The sequence below is a fragment of the Neobacillus rhizosphaerae genome, assembly GCF_050477885.1.
Classification (GTDB): domain Bacteria; phylum Bacillota; class Bacilli; order Bacillales; family Cytobacillaceae; genus Neobacillus; species Neobacillus rhizosphaerae_A.
Map to the genome: position 1 here is coordinate 1 of NZ_JBCNAC010000030.1, position 19,207 is coordinate 19,207.

A 19,207-nucleotide genomic window follows, 5' to 3' on the forward strand; every position below is an offset into this window, starting at 1 on the left:
GCTCTCTTTCTCAACCGGTTTGGGCATGTAGAGCCTTCCTACGTTTACCCAAGGTTCTCCTTCTCACTCGGTTCGGGCACGTAGAGCCTTCTACGTTACCCATGGCTCTCTTTCTCAACCGGTTCGGGCACGTAGAGCCTTCCTACGTTACCCATGGCTCTCTTTCTCACCCGGTTCGGGCACGTAGAGCCTTCTACAGTTACCAGTTCATCAAAAAGAGCACTTTCCACGAATATTAGAAACCTTTCGAATCCCGATAACCAAAATTTTATACAAAAAGCCAGACGTTTAGCCTGGCTCAAGTATCTTCCTTTCAAATTATGTGTTGATCACCTCTTGGAGTAGCTTTAAAATTACCTTTTTTATATGATTTACTTTCTTTCTCGTCATTTTCAATGATTTACTCGTCAAATTTATGATTTACTCATCTATTTTCTGTTTTTACTCGTCAAACTTCACTCTTTACTCGTCAATAATCCCATTTACTCGCCAACTACTAAACTATCCACACCTCCATAAAAAAACACCACAATTATCAAAGACTGTGGTGGGACAGAATTATATACTTTCTTATCATTAAAAAAAGCGCTCGTTTATTTTACGAGCGCAATTACTTCGATTTCTACCAATACATCTTTTGGAAGACGAGCTACTTCTACACAAGACCGAGCTGGTTTATGCGTGTTGAAATACTCACCATATACTTCGTTAATAGCCGCAAAATCATCCATACTTTTAATAAATACAGTAGCCTTTACTACCGTTTCAAAGGAGGCACCTGCTTCTGTTAGGACAGCCTGTAAATTTTTAAATACCTGGTGTGTCTGTTCTTTCACATCACCTGTTACTAAATTTCCTTCAGCAGTCAAAGGAATTTGGCCAGAGCTATAAAATAGATTATTTACGATAATACCTTGCGAATAAGGACCGATTGCTGCTGGTGCTTGATTAGTTTGGACTGTTCTCATTTTTAACTCCTCCATATCGAAAAATAATTTCCTGCTTCTACTTTTATCTTTTTATCTTTCACATCGACATCTGAGAGCTGTACCAGCGAGATATACTCATCTACTAAACGCTCTTGAATTTTTTCAGCCTCTACCAACACAGCAATGCCAGCCAATTGAGCATTAAATTCCTCCAGCATGCTGATCATTCCCATTACAGTACCGCCAGCCTTCATAAAATCATCGACAATAAGTACGCGGGAATTTTGCTTCATACTTCTCTTAGAAAGAACCATGGTTTGTATTCTTTTGGCTGATCCAGAGACATAATTGATACTAACTGTTGGCCCTTCCGTGACCTTACTATCCCGTCTAACAATGACGACAGGGACATTTAATTGACTGGCAACAGCGTAAGCAAGGGGAATTCCTTTGGTTGCTACTGTCATGACCACGTCAATTTTTGCATCTGCATAAGCAGATGCTATAATCCGTCCGGCTTTTTGCACAACCTGAGGGTCGCCCAAAATATCGGTTAAGTATAAATACCCGCCAGGCAGCAGTCTTTCAGGATTGGCAATTAAGTCACATAATTCATTGACAAAAGGCTCCGCCTTTTCTTTACTGACTTTAACAAAGAATTTTACACCGCCAGAAGCACCAGGCACAGTTTGCAATGTCCCTATTCCTCTTTGCTCAAATGTTTCCTTCACAATGGCTAGGTCCTCACTTATGGAAGACTTTGCTGACGCATAACGTTCTGCGAAAAAAGTGAGTGGAACAAGCTGTCGAGGATGGTCGAGTAAATAATTTGTCATATCAATCAAACGTTCACTGCGTCGAAATTTCATAAAGAACCCCCAAAACCCGTATATTCTACTTAAAGAATATATTATTGTACGTCTCTAATCAAGCGTGTGTCGCTCACCCAACAAGCGGACAGCAAAGACCTGGTCACAGAATCCCCTTAATCCATTATAGATTCGGTGCATACGAGAATCATGCTGGACAATACCAAATACTGTTGGACCGCTTCCGCTCATGAGGACTGCATCTGCTCCAAATCGCTTCATTTGATCTTTTATTTGGGCAACCTCGGGGTGGAGGTTTAAGGTAACCTCTTCTAAGACGTTACCAACATTCCTGCATACCTGCTGATAATCGTGTTGGTTAATTGCTTCAATCATCCCTTGAATATCAGGATGTTTCATTCCATTGACATCAAGTCTTCTGTATACTTCAGCTGTTGAAACACCAATAAACGGTTTCGCTAGAATAACCCAGCAAGTCGGTGGTGCAGGAAGCTCGGTAATCATTTCTCCTCTACCCTTTGCTAAAGCTGTTCCACCGTACACACAAAAAGAAACATCCGATCCAATTTCTGAGCCAAGCTCAGCTAATTCATCTAAGGACAAACCAAGATCCCAAAGCTTATTTAAGCCTCTTAAGGTGGCAGCAGCATCACTGCTTCCTCCTGCGAGTCCTGCAGCAACTGGAATCGTTTTTTCAATCGTAATTACAACACCCTTTTTCACCTGAAAGCGGTCCTTTAAAAGCTGTGCAGCTTGATAAGCTAAGTTACGCTGGTCATCAGGTACATAACGATTATGAGATAGAATATGTATTTTATCTTGATTTAATAAGGTGAGTTCCACCCGATCAGCCAAATCGATGGTTGTCATAATCATTTCTACTTCATGATAGCCATCCGGACGTTTATGTAAAACATCTAATGCTAAATTGATTTTGGCCGGTGCTTTTACTAAAAGCTTCACTACGTCCACCTACTTCTATATTATCCGCCCTTGAGTGAGTTATTTGCATAAGGGCGCTTTCCGAAAAATCCACATTTTGTCCTATTTTACCACAAAATGATAAATGTAAGACGTCTGTTATCATATATCTTGAGAAATTTAAATATTTTATCAATAAATTAACGAAAATATGAGACAAATGATATATAAAAACCAGAGGGCAAAGCCCCCTGGCAGCTGTGGGACAGATTTTGTTTAAACGAAATGCTTACGTACCTTTTTGAAGATTAAGAATGTGAACCTCGATTGGCCATTTGTTGCTGGGCAAGTTCCACGGCCCGCTTCACCATATTCCCTGCGTCCTTGGACTTAATACCGCCCCAACCTTCTTTTTGAACCACATCATAAAAACCAAGCTCTTTTGCAAGCTCTACTTTTAACCGATCCGACATGATACCTCTTCTCCTGGACATCTAAACAACCCCTTTCAACCCACAGCATTATTAGTATGGATTAAAAGCATGTTTTGATTACTAGTAGGTCTGTGTCATTAGTCAGTTAAAGACAGCAAAAAGCAGTAAACTTTAAGTTTACTGCCACTCATTGCTTATATACTAACTTAAAGCTACATGTCCTGTTGTTTCATCGTAGAATGTAATTTGAACTGTTTCCGTTAAAACATCCGCATAGCTGTATGAAACACGCTCGAATGAATTTTCATCTTGGTCAAGTTCAATAACAAAAACAGATGGGTAAGTTTCAGCTAAAACACCGGAACGTTCAATCGTCTTTCTACGTCCTCCATTTGCCTTTAGCAGTAACCTTTTCCCTAAATTTGTGTCGAGAGCCTTTTTAATATCGGCTAAGGTTTTTGGCATTCGGTCCACCTCACTGTGTAAAGTATAACACACTGACATAGTTCTGTCAAACAAAAACATAAATTATATCAGTCCAACAAAAAGATTGTCAATCATTTTTCTTCTACTTTTTCTCTAAAATTTCAACATTCCTATCGTTACCTTATTGGACGTGGATTATGTATCAGACCAAAAAAATAAGCCCATTAGAATAATGGGGCAGTACTTATTTGTACTTCCGCTTCTCTAATAGGCTTATTCTTCTTCTTCCTCATGGTGTGGCCTGTAGGGCATTCCCGTTCGTAATACCCCTTTTGTTTCAATTCCTCCAAGCCCCTTTTCACCAGTCAGTGTATTCCTTAGAACATCCCAAACATTTATTCTTTCCATAAATGGTGTAAAGCTTATTTTAGCAACAATATAAACCGGGTCTAACGCATGAATATTGATCCTGGATGGTGAGCTGGCAAAGTTCGCTCCTGCATGAATGAGGGATTCAAAGTGAGATTGGCAAGCTCCAGCAAAAATAACGAGTTGATCTAAATGAGGAATCTTTTTTCTAGCTTCTCTGACTGTTTGAACGAAATGTTTGGAATGGCGGTAAGCGTTAATATCTGTTATCTTTCCCTTTGCTTTTGAATACGCATCGTGACCCGTGATAACGAGAATATCTGGACGATAATAATCAATTAATTCACCAATTCTCTCAGGCATTTCCTTTTCATTGCAATGAATTCCGAGCACCGGTATCCCAATCTTTTCATATAAAGTCATACATTTTTTTAAATAAGAAGGATCTCCATCTAAATGGAGGACCTTACCTGGGATTTGAAAGTAATTACTCGGCTTCACATATCCCCCAGTAGCCTCATATTCTTGCCTTTGCCTTAATAGATCTACATCCTGTTCAAATAGCTTTAATGATTGTTCCTCAAGCGTTCTATATTCTTGTTCCAGTTTCACTCTTTCATTTTGGTCAATAATGACTAAATCAGTGAAAGGTGAATCTGCGATCAGACGAAAATCCTCACCATAAAGGATAGCAACTTTTTGGCCGTTTATATGTTGAATATCAATAACGCGAAATAGAATATCACAGTTATATGACTTTCTACCGACAATATCCATTATTTTTATATTCACTGCCGTCACTCCAATAAGACCAGCAAAAGGGCCTTTTCTATATAGTTTCTCTTCCTTAGGCTATGCAGAGTGCGTTGTCCTTGTGAAAAGAAAAGCGGAAGCGCCTGGAGCAGAAAACAACAGAAGTTTTTCAAAAAGAAAAAGACCCTTTTATAAGAGTCTTAATGGAAGTATGGATATAGTTGATCACTTAACGTACCAAATTCCTCTAAGGAAAGCGTCTCTCCTCTTCGAGTTGGTTCAACCCCGCTCGCAGATAAAGCAGCAAGAATTTCTTCCTTCTTCAGTTTCCCTTCAGGAAGCTGACTGGTTAAATTATTAAGAATTGTTTTTCTCCTTTGCGCAAAACTCGCTTTTGTCACTTGGAAAAAGAATTCCTCATCCTTCACATTTACAGCAGGCTGATTGCGCTTAGTTAACCTAATAACTGCAGAATCTACATTTGGCTGTGGTACAAAAACAGTTTTAGGTACGATCATTACCGTCTCTGCTTCCGTGTAATATTGGACAGCAATGGAAAGAGAACCATAATCCTTTGTACCAGGCTTAGCAGAAATTCGATCAGCCACCTCTTTTTGAAGCATACAAACAATTCCACGGATCGGCAGGTGCTCCTCTAGGAGTTTCATGATAATGGGTGTGGTTACGTAATAAGGCAAATTAGCTACTACCATTACATCCTCTATGCCTTGGAATTCCTCCGCCATCACGCTTTGTACATCCGCCTGCAGCACGTCTTTATGAATAACTTTGACATTCGAATATGGCGACAAAGTATCATTTAAAATGGGTAATAAACGTTGATCAATTTCAAAAGCCACGACCTTTTTACTCGAGCGGGCAAGCTGTTCAGTTAGTGCCCCGATTCCCGGACCAATCTCAATAGCGCCGGAGTTCTCATTCAAGTCAGCGAAGCTAACAATTTTTTTTAATATATTGGTATCAATTAAGAAATTCTGACCCAGGCTTTTCTTAAATGAAAAACCGTATTTCTCTAGGATAGCCCTTGTTCTCACAGGGGTTGCGATATCTTTATTCATATTCTTCCTCCCGATGCTGGACAACTCTTATTGCTTCAGCAAATTCCTGTTTGCTAATTTGGAACATCATTAAGCGTTTATGCAGTTGTTTTCCATTGGTATAGCCTATCTTTAAAATCTCTCCCAGCAGCATTCTTCGCTCTTTGGCGCCTTCTCCGCCAATTAGGCCAGCTGTTAGAAGGTCATCTTGGGTAATTACCTCTGAAGGGGTCTCCCTTAAAATTTGGGCCTCCTTCAATGCTTCTCTAATCGCTTCCGGGCTGGCATGCTCAACCCCAATACCCTTTCCACTCTTTGCAAGAGCAGCTGCCTTTGTCAAAAAGGCATGTTTACAGCCGGGGACACTTTCTACAATGGTCTTTCTAATCTTCTCACCTGGAAAGTCAGGGTCAGTAAAAATGATGACACCTCTTGTCTCCTGTGCACGTCTTACTTTTTCTATCGTTACTTGGTTGACAGCTGACCCGTTCGTTTCAATTGTATCTGCATCAACCGCTCGTTTAATGGCAGTGGTATCATCTTTTCCTTCTACCACAATTATTTCTTTGATCTTCATAATAAGAGCCAATTCCTTCGTAATAAAATTAAGAAAAAATGAAAAATATTTGAAACAATTCTGTAATGTCCATCGTCTATATTATTGAACAGATTCATACACTAAAGTAAAGAAATAAAGAAAAATGATAAAGTATGTATCGATGTAAGTATAAAGAAAAACTCGGAAAAAGCAAAATGCAGAGGAAGGACCCTCTGCACAGAATAAACTACTGTAAAATTTTAATTTTTACCTTCTTGCGACCCCAACGATAGCAATCCTGGTTTGAGGGCATGAATACATCGATCTTGTATCCCTTTATTGCTCCTCCTGTGTCAGCTGCTACTGCATATCCATAGCCTTCCACATAAACCTTCGTTCCTAGTGGGATGATTCTAGGGTCCACAGCAATTATTTTCATGTTCGGATTTGCCCGCAAATTTAGACCTGTTGCCGTACGACCGGAGCAACCATTGCAATTAGCAGTATAAGCTGTTGACGTTACATAAAACTCTTTACCTGTTTCTACAGCGCCACGAGAGACCTGTAGAGCTAGATCCTTCGTTCCGACAGCAACAATCTTATCCTTTTTTTCTTTGAGATTCTGCTCGCTTACTAGTTTCCTAGCTACCTCTTTGCCATTTTCCAGTACCACTTCGTACTGCCTAGACACGAGGCCATGCATTCCTGCACTTATGACCTTCTCTTTACCTTTTTCGAGACTTTCATCCTTTTTCGTAACCACGGCAAATTGAACTGGTTCTTCCACTACATCGGTGACTTTTTCTACTCGAATGACGTTAACTACACCATTCTTTGAGATGGTTTCTGTTAATGACGGTTCAACTCGGTCAAATTCATTTAGTATAATTCCCTGTTGCGTTAAAAAGTCAGCGACCGTAGCCGAAGTGGTCCAAACTTGTTGTTCTTTACCGCCGTCCACATATGTAAGATGAAAAGCAATTTTTATATTTATATTCATCTTATCTTTTATTGCCGATTGTGGTTTTGGTGAAACTTGATCATGTCCGTTTAATGCAATTTTCTGCTCTTTTAAGAGCTCAGCCACCGTTTGGGCTGTAGTCCAGATCGTTTTCTTCTCGTTGTCTTTGACAATGTGAACCTTGTTTGCTTGTTTCCATACGACCTTAAGGTGGTCCTTCACCTTAGTATTTGCCTTTGGATACAAAAAGTCTTGTGAGCGAAGCGATACATCCATTTCATCTAATAATTCATCGATTGTATCAGCATGTGTTTTCACGACCATCTCTTTGCCATTTAGTGTTATCGCTACTGTATTCTTCGATCCTTCAAAAAACAGAATCCCCAGAGTAGTTAGCAATACTACGAAACTAGCAAAAATAATGACCCATGACCTTCCACTCAAAGACTTTGGAAACAGGTTTTTCATGTTTTGGAATACGATGAAAAACGCCTCCTTTTCTTGGAGAGATTATGGAGAACCTATTGTCGGCTGTCAATCCCTGCATCACCTGTGAAGGTATTTCTAATTATGCACAAAACTGGAATCTTTGCAAAGAAAAACTTCTCGACACGGTTATCCTATGTAGAAAAGGAGACATGTAGAACTTTTTGTTATCAGAAAAAATTAAGACAAGCTTCCCGTCTCTTCGACAAATTCCCTTATCATTTTATGGCGAATACTTTTTTAGCATTTCGTGTCGTTGCATCCGCTACTTCCTCAAATGTCAACCCCTTTATTTCGGCAATTTCTTCGGCCACTAGTTTCACATACCCCGGTTCATTGCGCTTTCCTCGGTAAGGATGTGGAGCTAAATATGGACAGTCTGTTTCAATCAACAGTTGGTCTAAAGGGATTTCCGCTGCTACTTCCTTTGGTTTTTTTGCATTTTTAAAGGTAACAGGTCCGCCAAGCGAAATATAGAAATTCATTTTCACACATTCCTTTGCTACTTCTGCACTACCGCTGAAGCAATGCATGATTCCACCTACTTCTTCTGCCCCCTCTTCCTTTAAAATATCAACGATATCTGCTGTCGCCTCTCGATTGTGGATTACAATGGGTAGCTTCACTTTTTTAGCCAACCGGATTTGTTTACGAAAAACCTCCTTTTGAATATCCTTAGGAGACTTGTCCCAATGATAATCCAAGCCCATTTCACCAATGGCTACTACCTTTGGGTGTGAAGCTAATTCTTCAATCCACAGTAAATCCTCATCTGTCATATCAATAGCATCCACGGGATGCCAACCTACGCAGGCATACAAAAACTCATATTGTTCCACTAATTCCATTGCTCTTGTAATTGTTGGACGGTCAAACCCGACGACCACCATATTGGTAACTCCCGCTTCCTGCGCCCTAGCAATTACTTCCTCTAAATCCTCATTATATTGATCTGCATTTAAGTGTACATGTGTGTCGAATAGCATAATTTACACTCCCTCTTTTTTTCAACAATACATTCTATTTTTTTATAATTAAGCAGAATTTAGCAAAAATTGTTTCACGTGGAACATAGAAAAGCGGAAGCGCCTTGGGCAGCCCCGACAGGCAAATGTTCTTCGGCAAAAAAAGTCCGCATTTTGACTTTTATTGCCGAAGGTTATTTGACCCGAGGGGCTAGGCGCTGCAACTAGACAAAGAAAAGGAAAAGCGCCAAAATTGGCGCTTTATTATAAGACATTATTTTACCTTCGAACCATTCGGTAGTGTTTGGTCCACTGTCGCTAACGACAGCTGGCCGTCTTTTGATCCTGCCAAAATCATTCCTTGTGACAATTCACCACGCAGCTTAACAGGTTTTAAATTAGTAATACAAATCACCTTACGTCCTACTAATTCTTCAGGCTTATAATACTGGGCAATTCCAGAAACTACTTGTCGCTTTTCGTAACCTAAATCAAGCTGCAACTTCAAAAGCTTATCTGCTTTTTTTACTGGTTCCGCCTGAATGACTTCCGCTACACGTAAGTCAATTTTCATGAAATCATCTATAGAAATTTCATCCATTGGTTCAGGTTTCTCTTCTATCTTTTCCTCTTTCTTTTCTTCCTCTGCTGGAGCTGAACCTTGCATTTTCATTTTAATGAATTCTACTTCATCAGCAATTTCCAGTCTTGGGAATAGAGGCGCATCTTTTTCAACCTTTGTTCCACTTGGAATTTCCCCAAAGTTTTCAAGGCTTTCCCATGTTTTAAGCTCCTCACCATGGATCCCAAGTTGCTTAAAGATTCCACCAGGCGTACGAGTTAAGAATGGTTGTAAAAGAATGGCCATTCTTCGTAGTGACTCTGCCAGGTGTACCATTACACTCGCAAGCTCACCTTTTTTCTCCTCATCCTTCGCCAATGTCCACGGTTGTGTTTCATCGATATATTTATTGGTCCTGCTGACTAATTGCCAAATCGATGTTAATGCAACAGAAAACTCCATTTTCTCCATTGCCTCTTCGTACTTTTGAATAGTTTCATGATTCATTTGCAGCAATGACTCATCAAATGCGCCAACTGAACCAGTGTACTCAGGAATAACACCATCAAAATATTTTTCTATCATCGCAACCGTCCGATTTAACAAGTTTCCTAAGTCATTGGCTAAATCAAAATTAATTCTTTCGACAAATCCTTCTGGTGTAAAAACACCATCTGCACCGAACGGTACCTCTCTTAAAAGGTAATAACGAAGAGCATCTAAGCCGTAGCGGTCAATTAATGTAACAGGGTCAACTACATTTCCTTTCGACTTGGACATTTTACCATCTTTCATTAATAACCAACCATGAGCGAAAACCTTCTTTGGTAAAGGCAGCTCAAGCGCCATTAACATAATTGGCCAATAAATCGTATGGAAGCGGACAATTTCCTTTCCAACAAGATGAACATCCGCCGGCCAGTAATTTAAATATTTGGAGTCATTCTCCGTCCCATATCCAAGGGCAGTAATATAATTGGATAAAGCATCAATCCAAACATAAATGACATGCTTTGGATCACCAGGAACTTTAATTCCCCAATCAAACGTAGTTCTAGAAACCGCTAAATCCTCCAAACCTGGTTTGATGAAATTATTAATCATTTCATTTTTACGAGATTCGGGTTGGATGAACTCCGGATTTTCCTCATAATACTGTAATAATCGCTCTGCATACTTACTCATTCTAAAGAAGTAGGACTCCTCTTTGACAAGCTCTACTGATCGGCCGCAATCTGGGCAATTTCCTTCTACTAATTGGCGGTCCGTAAAAAAGGATTCACATGGAGTACAATACCAGCCTTCATATTGATCGAGGTAAATATCTCCTTGCTCCAAAAGTCTCGCAAAAATCTTGGACACCACTTGCTTATGTCTTTCTTCCGTCGTACGGATAAAGTCGTCATAGGAAATATCGAGCTTATTCCATAACTCTTTAATTCCATCTACAATCCCATCCACATATTGTTGTGGTGTAATGTTTGTTTCCTCGGCTTTACGCTGGATTTTTTGGCCATGCTCATCCGTTCCAGTTAAGTACATAACATCAAAACCACGCATCCGTTTATAACGTGCCATCGCATCACCAGCAACAGTCGTATAGGCATGTCCTATATGTAAATTTCCACTTGGATAGTAAATAGGTGTGGTAAGGTAAAAAGTCTTTAGTTTTTCCTCCATTATTTTTCCTCCTCATCAGAAAAGCACAAGCTCTGGGGATAGACAATGATCGGGTAAAAAAGCCTAAACCCCATTTACCCATTATTGCCTTTTTTTCCCGCTTCTATCATCAAAATATACCTAAAAATAAACTTTTGTGCAAGGTGGCGCTACTTTAGAATCTTTTTAAAAACCTCTTTTTTCAACCCCCATAAAACAAATATGATTATCGAAGAATATAGAGGATGAAGTCTGAAGTTGTAGAATTTTGTCGAATAATGTTATACCCCCGAAAGTAACCATCTGAAAATCCAATAATATTAAAAATCTATGACAATTGTATGAATATTTAGGAAAACCTTATTAAATCAACGTTTGTCCTGTTGGGAAAAATTTTCAATTATTTTTAACATAAAATAATTGACGGATATGGGAAGTACTGGTATTATAAATTTGTAAGAATTTTGTCGAATAATGACGAATAAAAATAGATAAATAAATTTGGTATTTATGAGAGGAGATCACTTTAAAATGAAATCTACAGGTATTGTTCGTAAAGTTGATGAATTAGGTCGTGTGGTTATTCCGATTGAATTAAGACGTACTCTTGGTATTGCTGAAAAGGATGCTCTAGAAATCTATGTAGATGATGAGCGTATTATCTTAAAAAAATACAAGCCAAATATGACTTGTCAGGTAACTGGTGAAGTTTCTGATGATAACTTAGCTCTTGCAGGCGGAAAATTAATTCTAAGCCGTGAAGGTGCAGAGCAATTACTAGCAGAAATCAAAAATAACTTCGAATTAGCAAAATAATAGCTCCGGGCACTTAAAGTGCCGGAGCTTTTTTTTATTCAATATGATACACCTGATACACTTCTCTTTTGTTCAGGCCGCGATCTTTGGCTGTTTGCTTAATAGCATCCTTTGAAGAGATATTTTCAACTGACATATAGTGATTGACATGCTCTTCTATAGACATGGCTTCCCACCAGTTGGTAGCCTCTTCTACCTCTTCATCTGTTCCTTCAACAATAATACAAAATTCTCCGCGAATTTCATCTTTATGTGCCCACTCGATTACTTCTTCAAGTGTTCCTCTAATAAACTCTTCATACTTCTTTGTCAACTCGCGGCAAACAGCCATATTTCTATTCCCCAGGACTTCCAGCATAACAGCTAATGTCTCTTTCAGCCGGTGGGGGGATTCGTAAAAAATAATGGTTGCCGTTTGTCTCTTTAAGCGATCTAATTCGGCACGCTTATCTTTTTTGCTGCGATGTAAGAACCCATAAAAATAAAATGGCTGACAAACAATACCTGAGGCAATTAAGGATGTTAACGCGGCATTAGCTCCGGGTAACGGAACGACCGTCACTTGCTCATTAATTGCTGCTGTAACCAACTCGTAACCAGGGTCAGATATAGCTGGCATACCTGCATCACTTACAAGAGCAACCTTTAAACCTTGTTGCACCTTTTGAATCAGTTTCTCCCCACTCGTTTCTTTATTATGCTCATGATAGCTGACAATCGGGGTGCCAATTTCAAAGTAGTTACATAGTTTTTTGGTATTTCTAGTGTCTTCTGCAGCAATCAAGTCAGCTTCTTTTAATATCCTAATTGCGCGGAAACTCATATCTTCAAGATTTCCAATCGGAGTGGGAACAAGATATAGAATCCCCTTATTTTCTTCATTCTCAAAGCTTTTCTGCTGCCACATGTTCATCACCCGTTTCACGTATTAAAAACTCGACTTTTTTCTTTCGAGTTAAACTTTTAAAATGATGCTCTGCCCTCAGTGCATCCCCTTTATTTTCAAAATCTTTAAAGTAGGTCAGTTTTACCGGTCCTCTTCCCCGAGTATATTTGGCGCCTTTTCCTTCATTATGCTGCATCACTCGGCGCTCAATGTTCGTGGTATATCCGCCATAAAGACTTCCATCCTTGCATGTTAGCACGTAAAAGAAGTGGTTGTTATTCTCCATATAAGATCGCCCTTATTTCCGAGGTGTACTGATCATCCTCATCATAAACAAACAGCGGCGGGGAAATTTTTAAGTCAGGGCTGCCGTCTTTAATTGCTTCTACTAACAGGGTATTGGCCTCTTTCCCCTTCTTAGGATAGACAAATTGAATTCGTTTTGGCTCAAGTCTGTACTGGCGCATAAGAGTGATGATATCCAATAGTCTGCCCGGGCGATGTACAAAAGCTACCTTTCCTCCCTGCTTCACTAACTGGCTCGAAGCCTTAATCGCATCCTCAAGGGTACAAAGAATCTCGTGACGCGCTATCGCTAAATGTTCATTGGGATTCATTTCATCCTTTGATGGAGTAGGAAAGTAAGGAGGATTACAAGTAACCACATCGAATTTTCCATATCCCAGCTGCTTTGGTATTTCCTTTATGTCGCCATGAATCATATGTAGTCGATCTTGTAGACCGTTATATTCAATACTTCTATTCGCCATATCATATAAACGCTCTTGTATTTCTACACCCGTAATTTTTCCTTTAGTACGAGCACTTAAAAACAACGGAATGACGCCGTTTCCACTGCAAAGATCAATAAGATTTCCCTTTTGTATAGGTACGTACACAAAACGAGCTAATAATACAGCATCAAGTGAAAAAGCAAAAACGGAGGGGCTCTGAATAATTCTTAATTTCTCAGCTAGTAAATAATCAAGCCGCTCATCATCTTTTAAGTTAACCACACGTAATCATCCTATCTAAAAATGTATGAAAATAGAGGCTGATTTCGTCAGCCTCTTTAGGTTATTTCTTATTAAGGAAAGAAAGACAAAATAAACAATCGCCTTCCTTACGCAAGCTCCCAAAATGAAGGTTGCAAATATGAAACCCTTCTTGATAAAGACGGGCGAGGTTATCATATCCTTCACCAACATCAAATGGTTTTACCCCAGGAGATGCTTCAGGGATTATCCCCTTCTTATTTTTTATTTCTTTCTTGTCATCTTCCGTGGTTACATCTAAACGGCGCCTCAGATGTTCATTTTCAAGCTTTAAATAATGATTCTCTTCTAGTATTTCGGCTAGGTGCTGCTTTAATTCTCCCAGCTTTTGGTAAAGATGTCCAATTTGTGTTTCCATATTACTTACTGACTCAAAAATTTCTTTTTTATCCACGTCTTCCACCTCATTAATCTGTGGATTGTATAGAAAAGGCACCTTCTTTAGTGATTTCATCCAAAGTATACTCCAGAACCCGCTCTTGTTCCTTTAGTTCAACCTGAAGCACCCGCTCTAATATATTTAATCCTACTACTTTTCCTGTACCTTGTGGTGTTTCGATGATTTCCCCCAAATCTGGAAGTAGTTCTTTTGCAGATTCATATTCATCATTTTCATATTTTAGGCAGCACATCAACCTGCCACATAAGCCAGAAATTTTAGTAGGATTCAATGAAAGATTTTGATCCTTTGCCATTTTAATTGAAACAGGATCGAAATCACCTAAAAATGTGGAGCAGCACAACATCCTTCCACAAGGGCCAATGCCCCCAAGCATCTTGGCTTCATCACGTACGCCAATCTGTCGTAATTCAATTCGTGTCCGAAAAATAGCTGCTAAATCTTTTACTAGCTCACGGAAATCTACTCTTCCATCGGCAGTAAAGTAAAAGATGATTTTATTTCGATCAAATGTATATTCAACATCCACCAGTTTCATATCCAGCTGATGTTCATTGACCTTTTCATTGCATACCTCATAAGCTTCCTGGGCTGCAAACTTGTTTTCTTCGACAATCATTCGATCCTTTTGGTCCGCAATTCTGACCACCTTTTTTAATGGAAGAACGACATCGTGCTCCTCTACCTGTTTACGAGCAATGACAGCCTTTCCATATTCAACGCCACGGACCGTTTCAACAATGACAAAGTCATCCTTTTGAATCGAGAGGTCTCCTGGATCAAAATAATAGATTTTCCCCGCTTTTTTAAAGCGTACTCCTACAACATCATACAAATGAAGATCCCTCCTGCAATTTTAACACAAGTTGTTCCATCATCAGCTGAGGATTCATATTTGCCTGCAGCTTTCTTTTTGCCTCAAGAATAGCTGACATTTGATCCGATATGCGCCGTCCAGATGATTGCAAAGCAAACTGCTTTAACCGCTCGTTTTCTTCTATGAAAACAATTTGCTCCTGCTTATCTAGCTGTATATATAATAAATCCTTAAAAATAAGAAGTAAAAGATCTAAACCACGATTAATTTGTTCTTTTTCTTTAAAGTGTAAAAACCAATCTCCTTGGAGTGTGACCATAGCCTCCAATTGATTTTTTTTCAACACCTCATATAATTTTAACACTATTTTTTGGGCTTGTGCAAACCATTCATCGACATTTAATTTAAGAGCTTCCTCCAAATTATTGGTAAGCTGAGCCAATAATGGCGCCATTGTTGGCTTTACGCCGTTTTCGACCAGTTTTTTAACCATCACTTGAGGGGATAAGGGTTGGAATGCTAATATTTGGCACCTAGAAAGAATAGTAGGCAATATTTGTTGCATTTGTTCCGTTAACAAAAAGGCTACTGTTCCTGGATTAGGTTCCTCAAGGAATTTTAAAAGACTATTAGAAGCACTTACACTCATTTTATCAGCATGTGAGATTAAATATACTTTTTTCAAAGATTCTACACCTTTTTTTGCAAACTCTGCTTGTAGACTCCTAATCTGGTCTACTTTAATAGATAGCCCGTCCGGTTCCACAATATGAACATCCGGATGATTTCCATTATTGATTCGCCTGCAATTATTGCAGGACTCACATGGTTTGTACCCGTCGATAATTGCTTCACAATAAAGGGATTTTGTTAGCAATAATCCTATTTCCCTTTTACCTGTTCCTCTCATGCCTTCAAATAGGTACGCATGGGCCACTCGATTTTTCACTAAGCTGTTTTTTAGCATTTTTAAGACTGTTGGCTGTAGCTCTTCTAGTTGATCCCATGATTTGACCAATGTAATCACTCACTTACTGTATAAGATTGCTAAATATATTTTCTGTAGTAGCTCTGTTAACTTTTCTGTTGATTTCCGTTCCAACCAACAGGTGTGATAACTTAACATAAGGCTATAACAAAGCCATTAAAAATGTAATGATTGTTCGATTGGAAGTACGAAAACTGTTGCACCACCGACTTCAACTTCTACGGGGTACGGAACAAAGGAGTCTGCATTTCCACCCATAGGTGAAACTGGTGACACTAGCTGTTCCCTAGCCCTACAGTTTTCTTTGATAATTTGAAGTGCTCTGTCAACCCGAATATCTTCCGTCCCAATCATAAAAGTGGTGTTCCCCGATTTTAAAAATCCACCTGTACTGGCTAGTTTTGTAGCCCTAAAATTATTTTCTATTAAGGCCTTTGATAATCGGTTACTATCCTGATCTTGGATAACAGCAATGATAAGTTTCATATGGAACACCCTCTCTACTTAATTTTTCGGCAAAAGTTTTCTTAACTATATTATAACAGGTTATTGCCCTGCTTACATTTGTTATACAAAGGAACACAGGATAAATTCCGATTATGTTAAAAAAAGGCCTTACATCTGTAGGCCTTTACTTTGCTAGTTTGTCTTTTATCATTTTTACTGTTTGTTCATAGACTTCTTCAACTGTACCAGATGCATCAATACGCACAATTCGATCTGGGAAACGTTTCATTAATAGATAATATCCGTCTCTTACTTTTTGATGGAACTCGAGATTTTCTAAATCAAGACGATTGATCTCTCTTTCTTTATTTTTGTTAATTCGTTTTAGTCCTAACTCTGGCTCAATGTCAAAGTAGATTGTTAACTGGGGCATTAACTCTTCAATGGCAAACTGGTTTATGGACCATACCTCATCAATTCCTAGGTCCCTTGCATATCCTTGATAGGCTAATGAACTATCAACAAACCGATCACATAAAACCATTTTCCCTTCTTCTAAAGCTGGTTTTACCTTTTCAATCAAATGCTGTCTTCGTGCAGCAGCATAAAGCAATGCTTCTGTTCTCGGGTCCATAGCAGTGTTCTCTTTGTTTAGGATTACTTTGCGTATTTGTTCAGCAATATCGATACCGCCAGGCTCTCTTGTCACCATGGCCTCTTTAAAGTGATTAGCGACCATACTTAAAATGGTTGTTTTTCCGGCACCATCTGGACCTTCAAACGTAATAAATATTCCACTGTTCAAAATAAAACCTCCATATATTAAAAAAGCAAACTACTTCTTATTTTTTATAAATACCTTTACCTTGCCTAGAGTTAGTAAGGGGCCTCCTTGAAATCTTGCTCCTGTTTCTAACAGTCTTTGAAGCTGATTAACCCTCTCATTTGTTATTTCTTCCCCTTTTAACAGCAACGGAATACCTGGGGGGTAGGGAATTATTGTTTCTGCACAAACAAATCCTATGGTTTCAGCAATAGGTACATCCATTGAATCTAATTTGTCCATTTCCTTATAAGGGATAGTCAGTTCTGAGACTTTTTGATTACCCATCGTCAGTTTGCTCTTTTGTTCTTGAAAAGGCAAGTCTTTACACACCTTTTTTAATTTTCGAGCAGTCTCTTCAAACGGGTACCATTGACCTTCTTTTAATAAGGGAAGAACTAGGAGTACATTATACGGATCTGCTAATTCTGTATAGACGGCCTCTTCTTCTAATTTCTTTTGAAGCTCAAATCCGCTTAAGCTACACCTAGTTTGAATCGTTACTTTTAATAAGTCTCCCTGTTGATTGGGGTATGCTAGTATCTTAATTCCAGGAATGGCGTTCAATTCTGATTTAAAATACTTGATGCTCTTTTGTAAATCATCTAAATCTTGCTGTGTGTATGTAGCCACGTATTTTCTCGCTAAATCGAGTGATGCCATAATTGGGTAAGATGGGCTACTCGATTGTAATATCTGCAAATAATCCTTAACTTTATTTACATTAACTATGTGTCCGTTAACATGCAAATAAGATCCCATCGTCATAGCTGGAAGTGTTTTATGTGCTGATTGAACAACTATATCCGCACCTAACTGAACGGCTGAATCAGGAAAAGGATGACCGATAATAAAATGAGCTCCATGTGCCTCATCAACTAAAACAGGAATGTGATGAAGATGGGCTTGGTTTATAATCCCTTCTAAATCGGACACTATTCCATAATAATTAGGATAGGTTAGAATGATGGCTCTCACGTTTGGATAAAGACTAATTGCCTCTTTTACTGTATCTGCACTAACCCCTGTAGCTACCTTCCAGTCTTGATCATATTCAGGTTCTAAAAATATTGGTCTTACTTTTGCTAACCTTAAAGCATTTAATACGGATTTATGGCAATTCCGCTGCACTAAGACCGTATCATTCTCTGAGCAAACAGCCATAATCATTGCTAAATTACCTACTGTTGATCCATTTACTAAAAAGAAACTCTTCCTCGTCTGAAAAAGTTCAGCTAAAAGTTGCTCGGCTTCTAAGATAACCCCTTCAGGTGAATGCAAATCATCTAGCCCTGATAGCTCTGTTACATCCATTTTTAATATCTGTTCAAAAAAATGGTTTGCTTCGCTTTGTATATTTAGTCCATTTTTATGTCCAGGGACATGAAAAGAAATAGGATTCCTTTTGTTATGTTCAATTAGTGCCTTAAAAAGAGGCGTATTCATTTGTTTTTTCATCTTATTACTTCCTTTTAAGAGTCTTATTTATTTTAACAAAAAAGTGCTTTCCTTTCCCCTTTCATGGCAAAAAAAATAAAGCCCTTAAAAGGACTTGTTAAGAGAAAATTTCTGGTGTAGTAATTTTCCTAAGTTGTTTAAGAAAGTATTTATACCTTGGATCATTTGTATCTGTTTGTATTAAATCACTTTCACAATCCGTACAGATAAAAGAAGTATATAGATGTATGCCTTTCGGTTTTAGATTTTCACAAATAACGCACGTTTCCTCGTAATGATTATGTGCTAAAAATGAACTCAAGCCCTCCACCTCCATACATCCATTCTGTCCTTCAATTCATATTTGTATACAATTTTTTGAATAGTCATCTCAATCCATCCTGTAATATACTATGTAGAAATGTTGAATTGGGTGTATGTCTATAGGCGATTTCTTTTAAAACACTTCGTACTTTTTTACTTAAACATGGCTTTTTTCATTAAAACACAAAAAGACAACCATATCAGGTTGTCTTTTCAATCGCCTGGCAACGTCCTACTCTCACAGGGACTTTCGTCCCAACTACCATCGGCGCTGAGAAACTTAACTTCCGTGTTCGGTATGGGAACGGGTGTGGCCTTCTCGC

The 19,207-nt window shown here is 38.8% G+C and carries 22 protein-coding genes and 1 rRNA gene; 1 reads left to right on the forward strand and 22 read right to left on the reverse strand.

From position 1 onward, the window contains the following. Positions 1-593 precede the first annotated feature (593 nt). The 11 genes from ridA to metG form a co-directional block, all read right to left on the reverse strand. Entirely contained in the window at positions 594-968 is a 375-nt protein-coding gene (gene ridA / locus ABES03_RS04175) for a 2-iminobutanoate/2-iminopropanoate deaminase (protein WP_430115411.1), read from the reverse strand. 2 nt (positions 969-970) lie between these two features. Beyond that, positions 971-1,798 carry a pur operon repressor gene (gene purR / locus ABES03_RS04180; RefSeq protein ID WP_430115414.1) on the reverse strand — a complete coding sequence of 276 codons (828 nt, stop codon included), beginning with the start codon at positions 1,796-1,798 and terminating at the stop codon, positions 971-973. 54 nt (positions 1,799-1,852) lie between these two features. Next, complete coding sequence (ispE, locus tag ABES03_RS04185; RefSeq protein WP_430115417.1) at positions 1,853-2,722, reverse strand: 4-(cytidine 5'-diphospho)-2-C-methyl-D-erythritol kinase; 870 nt, start codon at positions 2,720-2,722, stop codon at positions 1,853-1,855. Positions 2,723-2,988: 266 nt separating this feature from the next. Further along, positions 2,989-3,174 (reverse strand): small, acid-soluble spore protein, alpha/beta type, encoded by a 186-nt coding sequence (locus tag ABES03_RS04190; protein ID WP_430115420.1) that lies wholly within the window; start codon positions 3,172-3,174, stop codon positions 2,989-2,991. A gap of 141 nt (positions 3,175-3,315) precedes the next feature. After that, on the reverse strand, positions 3,316-3,579 hold the full coding sequence (gene veg / locus ABES03_RS04195; RefSeq protein WP_307282979.1) for a biofilm formation stimulator Veg: 264 nt from the start codon (positions 3,577-3,579) through the stop codon (positions 3,316-3,318). A gap of 234 nt (positions 3,580-3,813) precedes the next feature. Beyond that, positions 3,814-4,701 (reverse strand): sporulation peptidase YabG, encoded by an 888-nt coding sequence (gene yabG, locus ABES03_RS04200; RefSeq protein WP_430115423.1) that lies wholly within the window; start codon positions 4,699-4,701, stop codon positions 3,814-3,816. A 161-nt stretch (positions 4,702-4,862) separates the two neighbouring features. Beyond that, positions 4,863-5,741: a 16S rRNA (adenine(1518)-N(6)/adenine(1519)-N(6))-dimethyltransferase RsmA gene (gene rsmA / locus ABES03_RS04205; protein ID WP_430115425.1), complete on the reverse strand. Its 879-nt coding sequence runs from the start codon at positions 5,739-5,741 to the stop codon at positions 4,863-4,865. Beyond that, positions 5,734-6,297 (reverse strand): ribonuclease M5, encoded by a 564-nt coding sequence (gene rnmV, locus ABES03_RS04210; RefSeq protein WP_430115426.1) that lies wholly within the window; start codon positions 6,295-6,297, stop codon positions 5,734-5,736. The genes rsmA and rnmV overlap by 8 nt, the downstream gene beginning before the upstream one ends. 208 nt (positions 6,298-6,505) lie before the next feature. Further along, positions 6,506-7,687, reverse strand: a complete 1,182-nt coding sequence (locus tag ABES03_RS04215; protein WP_430115428.1) for a ubiquitin-like domain-containing protein — start codon at positions 7,685-7,687, stop codon at positions 6,506-6,508. 236 nt (positions 7,688-7,923) lie between these two features. After that, positions 7,924-8,691: a TatD family hydrolase gene (locus tag ABES03_RS04220; protein WP_430115430.1), complete on the reverse strand. Its 768-nt coding sequence runs from the start codon at positions 8,689-8,691 to the stop codon at positions 7,924-7,926. Positions 8,692-8,944: 253 nt separating this feature from the next. Continuing rightward, positions 8,945-10,912: a methionine--tRNA ligase gene (gene metG / locus ABES03_RS04225; RefSeq protein ID WP_430115433.1), complete on the reverse strand. Its 1,968-nt coding sequence runs from the start codon at positions 10,910-10,912 to the stop codon at positions 8,945-8,947. 510 nt (positions 10,913-11,422) lie between these two features. On the opposite strand from metG, the gene ABES03_RS04230 reads away from it, so the two are divergent. Then, the gene (locus tag ABES03_RS04230) at positions 11,423-11,707 is read left to right on the forward strand and encodes an AbrB/MazE/SpoVT family DNA-binding domain-containing protein (protein ID WP_307282999.1); all 285 of its coding nucleotides are present in this window, start codon (positions 11,423-11,425) and stop codon (positions 11,705-11,707) included. Between the two features lie 34 nt (positions 11,708-11,741). On the opposite strand, the gene rsmI is transcribed toward ABES03_RS04230, so the two are convergent. The 11 genes from rsmI to rrf all read right to left on the reverse strand — a co-directional run. Next, on the reverse strand, positions 11,742-12,614 hold the full coding sequence (rsmI, locus tag ABES03_RS04235) for a 16S rRNA (cytidine(1402)-2'-O)-methyltransferase (RefSeq protein ID WP_430115435.1): 873 nt from the start codon (positions 12,612-12,614) through the stop codon (positions 11,742-11,744). Then, the gene (locus tag ABES03_RS04240; protein ID WP_430115438.1) at positions 12,592-12,879 is read right to left on the reverse strand and encodes a GIY-YIG nuclease family protein; all 288 of its coding nucleotides are present in this window, start codon (positions 12,877-12,879) and stop codon (positions 12,592-12,594) included. Before ABES03_RS04240 ends, rsmI begins: the two co-directional genes overlap by 23 nt. After that, positions 12,869-13,609, reverse strand: a complete 741-nt coding sequence (locus ABES03_RS04245) for a tRNA1(Val) (adenine(37)-N6)-methyltransferase (protein WP_430115440.1) — start codon at positions 13,607-13,609, stop codon at positions 12,869-12,871. Before ABES03_RS04245 ends, ABES03_RS04240 begins: the two co-directional genes overlap by 11 nt. A gap of 61 nt (positions 13,610-13,670) precedes the next feature. Continuing rightward, complete coding sequence (yabA, locus tag ABES03_RS04250) at positions 13,671-14,042, reverse strand: DNA replication initiation control protein YabA (protein ID WP_430115443.1); 372 nt, start codon at positions 14,040-14,042, stop codon at positions 13,671-13,673. A 13-nt stretch (positions 14,043-14,055) separates the two neighbouring features. Then, positions 14,056-14,883: a PSP1 domain-containing protein gene (locus tag ABES03_RS04255; RefSeq protein WP_413304844.1), complete on the reverse strand. Its 828-nt coding sequence runs from the start codon at positions 14,881-14,883 to the stop codon at positions 14,056-14,058. Continuing rightward, complete coding sequence (gene holB / locus ABES03_RS04260) at positions 14,876-15,883, reverse strand: DNA polymerase III subunit delta' (protein ID WP_430115446.1); 1,008 nt, start codon at positions 15,881-15,883, stop codon at positions 14,876-14,878. Before holB ends, ABES03_RS04255 begins: the two co-directional genes overlap by 8 nt. A gap of 126 nt (positions 15,884-16,009) precedes the next feature. After that, positions 16,010-16,339, reverse strand: coding sequence for a cyclic-di-AMP receptor (locus ABES03_RS04265; protein ID WP_307283017.1), 330 nt, complete (start codon positions 16,337-16,339; stop codon positions 16,010-16,012). Positions 16,340-16,484: 145 nt separating this feature from the next. Next, a complete protein-coding gene (gene tmk, locus ABES03_RS04270; RefSeq protein ID WP_430115449.1) occupies positions 16,485-17,105 on the reverse strand; it encodes a dTMP kinase in 621 nt (206 codons plus the stop codon). Between the two features lie 30 nt (positions 17,106-17,135). Next, complete coding sequence (locus tag ABES03_RS04275) at positions 17,136-18,581, reverse strand: aminotransferase class I/II-fold pyridoxal phosphate-dependent enzyme (RefSeq protein ID WP_430115452.1); 1,446 nt, start codon at positions 18,579-18,581, stop codon at positions 17,136-17,138. A gap of 97 nt (positions 18,582-18,678) precedes the next feature. Continuing rightward, the gene (locus ABES03_RS04280) at positions 18,679-18,897 is read right to left on the reverse strand and encodes a sigma factor G inhibitor Gin (RefSeq protein WP_430115454.1); all 219 of its coding nucleotides are present in this window, start codon (positions 18,895-18,897) and stop codon (positions 18,679-18,681) included. Between the two features lie 206 nt (positions 18,898-19,103). Beyond that, positions 19,104-19,207: ribosomal RNA gene (gene rrf, locus ABES03_RS04285) — 5S ribosomal RNA — on the reverse strand; the annotation flags it as partial.

Coding starts and splice junctions, on each gene's coding strand:
- ABES03_RS04190 (WP_430115420.1), bottom strand. CDS start 3,174: ATGTCCAGGAGAAGAGGTATCATGTCGGATCGGTTAAAAGTAGAGCTT.
- rsmI (WP_430115435.1), bottom strand. CDS start 12,614: ATGTGGCAGCAGAAAAGCTTTGAGAATGAAGAAAATAAGGGGATTCTA.
- rnmV (WP_430115426.1), bottom strand. CDS start 6,297: ATGAAGATCAAAGAAATAATTGTGGTAGAAGGAAAAGATGATACCACT.
- ABES03_RS04265 (WP_307283017.1), bottom strand. CDS start 16,339: ATGAAACTTATCATTGCTGTTATCCAAGATCAGGATAGTAACCGATTA.
- ABES03_RS04275 (WP_430115452.1), bottom strand. CDS start 18,581: ATGAAAAAACAAATGAATACGCCTCTTTTTAAGGCACTAATTGAACAT.
- ABES03_RS04280 (WP_430115454.1), bottom strand. CDS start 18,897: ATGGAGGTGGAGGGCTTGAGTTCATTTTTAGCACATAATCATTACGAG.
- metG (WP_430115433.1), bottom strand. CDS start 10,912: ATGGAGGAAAAACTAAAGACTTTTTACCTTACCACACCTATTTACTAT.
- ABES03_RS04215 (WP_430115428.1), bottom strand. CDS start 7,687: ATGAAAAACCTGTTTCCAAAGTCTTTGAGTGGAAGGTCATGGGTCATT.
- ridA (WP_430115411.1), bottom strand. CDS start 968: ATGAGAACAGTCCAAACTAATCAAGCACCAGCAGCAATCGGTCCTTAT.
- rsmA (WP_430115425.1), bottom strand. CDS start 5,741: ATGAATAAAGATATCGCAACCCCTGTGAGAACAAGGGCTATCCTAGAG.
- ABES03_RS04240 (WP_430115438.1), bottom strand. CDS start 12,879: ATGGAGAATAACAACCACTTCTTTTACGTGCTAACATGCAAGGATGGA.
- ABES03_RS04230 (WP_307282999.1), top strand. CDS start 11,423: ATGAAATCTACAGGTATTGTTCGTAAAGTTGATGAATTAGGTCGTGTG.
- ABES03_RS04220 (WP_430115430.1), bottom strand. CDS start 8,691: ATGCTATTCGACACACATGTACACTTAAATGCAGATCAATATAATGAG.
- purR (WP_430115414.1), bottom strand. CDS start 1,798: ATGAAATTTCGACGCAGTGAACGTTTGATTGATATGACAAATTATTTA.
- veg (WP_307282979.1), bottom strand. CDS start 3,579: ATGCCAAAAACCTTAGCCGATATTAAAAAGGCTCTCGACACAAATTTA.